At 58.7% G+C, this 6,149-nt stretch carries 6 protein-coding genes and 5 tRNA genes; 7 read left to right on the forward strand and 4 right to left on the reverse strand.

Annotated elements, in window-relative coordinates:
• Positions 1-90 precede the first annotated feature (90 nt).
• Both phoU and dusB read right to left on the reverse strand, forming a co-directional pair.
• Positions 91-819, reverse strand: coding sequence for a phosphate signaling complex protein PhoU (gene phoU / locus M5J06_RS08310; RefSeq protein WP_144676632.1), 729 nt, complete (start codon positions 817-819; stop codon positions 91-93).
• A gap of 65 nt (positions 820-884) precedes the next feature.
• Positions 885-2,030 carry a tRNA dihydrouridine synthase DusB gene (dusB, locus tag M5J06_RS08315; protein ID WP_239249837.1) on the reverse strand — a complete coding sequence of 382 codons (1,146 nt, stop codon included), beginning with the start codon at positions 2,028-2,030 and terminating at the stop codon, positions 885-887.
• Positions 2,031-2,206: 176 nt separating this feature from the next.
• On the opposite strand from dusB, the gene scpC reads away from it, so the two are divergent.
• Entirely contained in the window at positions 2,207-3,709 is a 1,503-nt protein-coding gene (scpC, locus tag M5J06_RS08320; RefSeq protein ID WP_070522973.1) for a succinyl-CoA:acetate CoA-transferase ScpC, read from the forward strand.
• Between the two features lie 90 nt (positions 3,710-3,799).
• A tRNA-Lys gene (locus tag M5J06_RS08325) sits at positions 3,800-3,872 on the forward strand.
• Positions 3,873-3,938: 66 nt separating this feature from the next.
• Here the strand turns inward: M5J06_RS08325 and M5J06_RS08330 are convergent.
• Positions 3,939-4,271: a metal-sensitive transcriptional regulator gene (locus tag M5J06_RS08330; protein ID WP_070532400.1), complete on the reverse strand. Its 333-nt coding sequence runs from the start codon at positions 4,269-4,271 to the stop codon at positions 3,939-3,941.
• Between the two features lie 83 nt (positions 4,272-4,354).
• Here M5J06_RS08330 and M5J06_RS08335 point away from each other — a divergent pair.
• The 5 genes from M5J06_RS08335 (at position 4,355) to M5J06_RS08355 (ending at position 5,314) form a co-directional block, all read left to right on the forward strand.
• Positions 4,355-4,430 (forward strand) — tRNA-Glu (locus M5J06_RS08335).
• A gap of 34 nt (positions 4,431-4,464) precedes the next feature.
• Positions 4,465-4,541, forward strand: a tRNA-Asp gene (locus M5J06_RS08340).
• A 251-nt stretch (positions 4,542-4,792) separates the two neighbouring features.
• A tRNA-Asp gene (locus M5J06_RS08345) sits at positions 4,793-4,866 on the forward strand.
• A gap of 20 nt (positions 4,867-4,886) precedes the next feature.
• Positions 4,887-4,959, forward strand: a tRNA-Phe gene (locus M5J06_RS08350).
• A gap of 52 nt (positions 4,960-5,011) precedes the next feature.
• The gene (locus M5J06_RS08355) at positions 5,012-5,314 is read left to right on the forward strand and encodes a GNAT family N-acetyltransferase (RefSeq protein WP_070522980.1); all 303 of its coding nucleotides are present in this window, start codon (positions 5,012-5,014) and stop codon (positions 5,312-5,314) included.
• A gap of 12 nt (positions 5,315-5,326) precedes the next feature.
• Here the strand turns inward: M5J06_RS08355 and epsC are convergent, their stop codons facing one another.
• Positions 5,327-5,890: a serine O-acetyltransferase EpsC gene (epsC, locus tag M5J06_RS08360; protein WP_070532406.1), complete on the reverse strand. Its 564-nt coding sequence runs from the start codon at positions 5,888-5,890 to the stop codon at positions 5,327-5,329.
• Positions 5,891-6,149: the final 259 nt, after the last annotated feature.

A 6,149-nucleotide genomic window follows, 5' to 3' on the forward strand; every position in this document is an offset into this window, starting at 1 on the left:
AGCGCCGAAAGCCGGCACCTCTTCTAAAGGTCTAGAAGAGGTGCCGGCTTTGTGCATGCACTGTGCGCTAGGTGTGGCGAGCGGTAGGGGCTAGCGGTGAAACTGGCGCTCCAGCTCCGCCATGCGGGCCTCCAGCTCTGCCTCTCGTTGCTCCTGATCACGCTTGCGCATGTAGCGGTCGGGGTCCAAGCCCGTTGCCAGGTAAATGATGCGGCCGGCAGCTGCTGCGCAATGATCGGCGAAACGCTCGTAGTAGCGCGAAAGCTGCGAGGTTTCCACGGCCTGGCGCACCGTTCCTTTCCACTCGCGCTGCGTCAACATACGAAGCAGGTGTTGGTTGATGTCATCGACGGCGTCGTCGTCCTCGGTCAAACGGAGCGCCAGCTCCGGATCGCGGGTGATAAGGATGTCTTTGAGGCCTGAGGACATGTCGAGAACGAGGCGGGCGTATTCCTCGAAATAGCCCATAATGTCTGACGGAACAACTGATTCAGGGTGGCGGCGGCGGGCGCTGGTGGCAATGTGCTGAGACAAGCGGCCCATGCGGTAAAAATCTTCCACAATATAGATGGAAGCGATGACCTGGCGCAGATCCTTGGCCATCGGGTTCTCCAAGGCCAGAAGGGACACTGCACGGTCTTCGCAGCGCGAGCGGACTTCATCCAACTCATCGCGCAACGACAAGGCCTCTTCGGCTGGTTGCAGGGAGGATTCGATTAATGCCTGAGAGGCAAGAGTCATCAGCTTATGAACCGCAGTGCTCATGATGATGAGGTCATGGGCAAAGTTGTCCAACTGTTCACGGTAGGCAGCGCGCATGTCACGTACTTTAGCTGAACAATTGGTCTAGTGCCTGTCGAGCGACACAAAAGGGGTTTTCGTGGCTAGCCGCCGGAATGCATAATCTCCGCGCCTTCCGGAACGGTTGCGTCCTCCGGATCGTCGAGCCACCCCTCGGGAAGGACTACCTTGGCGGGCGAACCCTGGCGGCCGCGGGCGCCATCGGCATCGTCGGCAAGCGCAGACGAATCCGCCCACGGCTCGAGCAGCTCCCGGAGAGCGTCGAGGGAGTTCACGCGGGACAGGCCAGCACGGACCTGACCTCCCACGGGAAAACCGCGTAGGTACCAGCCGATGTGCTTGCGGATATCGCGGCTGGCCTGGTCCTCGCCCTCGTGCTGCGCCAGCAGTTCTGCGTGGCGAATCATGATCTGCGTGACCTCTCCCAACGTGGGCTCGGCCGGCACCGGCTCGCCACGAAGGTGCGCGGAGAGCTCTGCGAAGAGCCAAGGACGGCCCAGACAACCTCGTCCCACGACGACGCCGTCGCAGCCCGTTTGTTCCATCATGGCGTGGGCATCCGTGGCCTTGAAAATATCGCCGTTTCCCAAGACAGGAACACCGGTATGGGCCAAGTGCTCCTTAAGGCGCGCAATTTCATTCCAGTCCGCATGGCCCGAGTAGCGTTGCGCGGCGGTACGTCCGTGGAGCGCGACTGCCGACGCCCCTTCTTCCACCGCAATGCGGCCGGCGTCGAGGTGCGTGTGGTGCTCCTCGTCGATGCCCACGCGCATTTTCACGGTGACCGGAATATCGGTGCCCTCCGTGGCCTTGACCGCTGCGGCGACGATGTTGCCAAAGAGGCGGCGCTTATAGGGGAGTGCGGAGCCTCCGCCGCGGCGCGTGACCTTGGGAACCGGGCAGCCAAAGTTCATATCGATGTGGTCAGCCAGATTCTCATCCACGATCATCTTCGCCGCCTTGTAGGTGTACTCCGGATCGACGGTGTACAGCTGCAACGAGCGCGGATTCTCCTGTGGATCGAAAGTGGTCATGTGCAGCGTCTTGGGATTTCGCTCTACCAAGGCGCGGGCGGTAACCATTTCGCAGACATAAAGGCCGGAGACGGTGCCGGTCTTCGCTATCTCTTGCTCGCGACACAGCACGCGAAAGGCCACGTTGGTCACGCCCGCCATGGGGGCGAGGACAACGGGGGAGTTGAGCTGGATTTTTCCGATAGCAAGAGTCACGCCGCCAATTGTGCGCGGAAAGAGCCTGGGGTGGCAAATTCTCACGAGGAAAGTGAGGGGTGCACACAGTTTGGGGCAGAGTGCGGTAAATCCTCCCCCGATTCGCTAGTGTGGTGCATGTAACTAACAGGAAAGGACCGTAACGTAGGTCGTTTCTGCACATAAAAGGAGGACTAATGTCTGAGAGAATTGCATACGCACCGTTTGAGAAGCTCGTGATGAGCGCTGACGAGGCCGCAAAGTTCGTCAACCACGGTGACCGTGTGGGAATCTCCGGCTTTACCGGCGCTGGCTACCCTAAGGCGCTGCCGACCGCCATCGCGGAGAAGGCGAAGGCAGCTCATGAGGCGGGCGAGGAGTTCAAGATCGATGTTTTCTCCGGTGCCTCTACCGCTCCGGACTGTGATGGTGTGTTGGCTGAGGCAGACGCCATCCGCTTCCGCTCTCCGTATAACTCTGATCCGGTTTTGCGCGGCCGCTTCAACGACGGCTCCGCCCTGTACCAGGACATCCACCTCTCGCACTCTGGCCAGCAGGTGGAAGAGGGCTTCTACGGTGACTTCCAGGTAGCCATTATTGAGGCCGTTCGTATTGATGAGAACGGAAATATCGTTCCGTCCTCCGCCGTGGGCAACAACCTCGAATACATCGATGCCGCCGACAAGATCATCATTGAGATCAACGAGTGGCAGTCCCTCAACCTCGAGGGCATGCACGATATCTACAAGATCGAGAAGCTGCCGAACCGCCAGCCAATCCCGATTACTAAGCCGGCTGACCGCGTCGGTACCACCTACATCGAGATTCCGGAGGAGAAGGTCGTGGCTGTGGTCAAGACCAATGCCCCGGACCGCAACGCTCCGTTCAAGGCCCCGGATGAGGTTTCTGAGAAGATTGCTGCGAACTTCATCGAGTTCCTCGAGGGCGAGGTTGCTGCCGGCCGCCTAGAGTATGACAAGTTCATCATGCAGTCCGGTGTGGGCAACGTCCCGAACGCCGTGATGGCAGGTCTGTTGGACTCCAAGTTCGAAAACATTCAGGCCTATACCGAGGTTATCCAGGACGGCATGTTGGATCTTATCGACGCCGGCAAGATGACCGTCGCCTCCGCAACCTCCTTCGCCCTGTCCCCGGAGTACGCGGACAAGATGAACGCTGAGGCTGATCGCTACGCCAAGCACATCATCCTGCGCCCGCAGCAGGTATCCAACCACCCGGAGGTTATTCGCCGCGTGGGCCTGATTTCTTCCAACGGCATGATTGAGGGCGATATCTACGGCAACATCAACTCCACCAACGTCTCCGGCTCCCGCATCATGAACGGTACCGGCGGCTCGGGTGACTTTACCCGTAACGCCTATATCTCCACCTTCGTCTCCCCGTCGGTGGCCAAGGGCGGCGCTATCTCCGCCATCGTGCCTTTCGTTTCTCACACCGACCACACCGAGCACGACACCATGGTCATCATCACCGAGTATGGCGTTGCGGACCTGCGCGGTTTGGCCCCGAAGGAGCGCGTGGAGAAGGTTATCGCCGTGGCTCACCCGGATTACCGCCCGATGTTGGAGGAGTACTTCGAGCGCGCCAAGGCTAACAAGTTCCAGCACACCCCGCACGACCTGAAGACGGCCTTCGACTTCCAGGTGAACTTCATGGAGAAGGGTGACATGCGCGGCTAATTCTTAGACCCGCAAGGCCGTGGCCCTTACCGCTGAAGGTGAGGGCCATTTCCTTTTCTTTGGTGCCACCGGCTAGGATAGGTGAGCGTTGGGCCTTTAGCTCAGTTGGTAGAGCTACGGACTTTTAATCCGCAGGTCGTGGGTTCGATCCCCACAGGGCCCACAAAAAGAGCCGCCTTCGGGCGGCTCTTTTTTATTTTGGGGCCCAAGCGCAGGGCTGGGTTCAGGGCTAGCTCTTAACGAGCTTCCTGATGGCCCGCATGGCCTCCTCGAGCTTCTCTGTGGCTACTTGCCCGTCTTCGGCGGCTGCTCCCGCCACACAGTGTTCTATGTGGTCCTCCAAGAGCGCTAGGGAAACGTTCTCGAGCGCTGAAGTAACCGCTGAGATCTGCGTGATGATGTCGATGCAATATTGGTCCTCCGCGATCATGCGGTGGATGCCTCGGGTTTGGCCTTCGATGCGCTTGAGGCGAGCCAAGTACTTTGCTTTCTGCTCATCATCGGAGTTGTAGCCGTGCACACCCGGCTCGTGACAGGAACAGGTATCCCGCTGGTCAGCCATGGTTTTCTGCCTTTCTGCCAGGACGATTTGGTTAAGTGAGGATGTCTCCAGTATATTTTTACAAAGTTGCCTCAAGGCAACGGGCCCCCATCGTCTAGCGGCCTAGGACACCGCCCTTTCACGGCGGCGGCACGGGTTCGAATCCCGTTGGGGGTACCAACACTTTTGTGTTGGTGCACAAGAAAATACTTATGGCCCTGTGGCGCAGTTGGTTAGCGCGCCGCCCTGTCACGGCGGAGGTCGCGGGTTCAAGTCCCGTCAGGGTCGCCATATTTCAGCCTCGGAGCATTGTTTATAGAACATATGCCTCGGGGCTTGTGTCGTTTTATGGTGGTGTGTGGAGGCTCCTGCAACGTCGCAAATGGCGCATAGATCTGTATAGGTCTAGGCGCTGTGGTGACAGTGTGTATTGAGGGGCTGCATCACCGTGAAAACGGTGAATGACATGCTGATTTGGTGTGCTTATCTAGCTTTGTGTAGAGTACTTATTCGTGCCCAGCGCACAACAGATAATTGAAAATGGCCCTGTGGCGCAGTTGGTTAGCGCGCCGCCCTGTCACGGCGGAGGTCGCGGGTTCAAGTCCCGTCAGGGTCGCCGAAGTCCTTGTGGCTTCTGGCCAGATAGCTCAGTCGGTAGAGCACACGCCTGAAAAGTGTGGGGTCGCCAGTTCGATCCTGGCTCTGGCCACAAGACAGCCCCTTCCATTGGAAGGGGCTTTTTTGTTGCTCTTTTTGGTTTAATGGGCGGCATGACTACTTCAGTTGCGCACCAAACCGATCAATCCCGTTTCGTCATCACCGTTGATGGGGAAGAAGCAGGCTTCGCCGAATACAGTGATTCCGCTACCACACGCGAATTCACGCACACGGAAATCTTCGAGTCATTTCAGGGCCAAGGACTGTCCAAGCCGCTAATTAAAGCGGCACTGGATGATGACTCAACGGCCGGCCGCCAAGTCATTCCAACGTGCAGCGCCGTGGCGCGCTTCATTGAGAAGAATCCCGATTACCAGCGGCTGACTGCCCGTGAAGGCAGCCTTTAAGGGCACGGTCTATTAGATGTAGTAGTCCGGGTCCACCAGCTTGATGCGCTCATCCTTCTTGCGCGGGCGGTTGGTGGCCGGGATACCGATGGCAATGTGCTCCGGTGGCACGTCCTTCGTCACCACGGCGTTGGCACCCACAGCGGAGCCGTGGCCGATGGTAATCGGGCCGAGCACTTTGGCGCCCGCGCCAATGGTGACGTTGTCCTCAATTGTTGGGTGGCGCTTTGTCTGTGTCAGCACCTGACCACCGAGCGTGACGCCGTGGTAAAGCATGACGCCATCGCCAATTTCGGCGGTTTCACCGATGACGATCCCCATGCCGTGGTCAATGAAGAAGCGCCGGCCAATGGTAGCGCCGGGGTGAATCTCGATTCCGGTGAAGAAGCGGTTAAGCTGCGCCAAAATACGGGCTGGCCCACGCCATCCACGTTTCCACATGCGGTGGGCGATTCGGTGCGCCCAAATGGCGTGAAGGCCGGAGTAGACCACGGCATTTTCGACGTCGCCGCGCGCGGCCGGATCATGCTCGCGCGCGTTGGCGAGGTCTTCACGAATCATCTTCAAGATGTGCATGCGAACCATCCTATCTAGAAAGAAAAAGCGCCCCCTAGCACAGAGGGCGCTTTTATTCGGAGGGCTTTCCACGGCGCCGTGCTTGGCGACGTCCCGTGGAAAGCCACGTTAGCGTTTTCCTTAGGCCTCGCGAATGTGTTCAGAAGACTGAAATGGTAGCGGTGTGGTGAGTATCTGGTAGCGCCTGAGTGAGTATCCGGTAGCGGTGTCTTACTCAGGCGTTGTTGGTGGTTATGTGTTGGTGGTGAGGCGCATGTTT

The organism is Corynebacterium intestinale, assembly GCF_023574125.1.
GTDB classification, from domain to species: Bacteria; Actinomycetota; Actinomycetes; order Mycobacteriales; family Mycobacteriaceae; genus Corynebacterium; species Corynebacterium hesseae.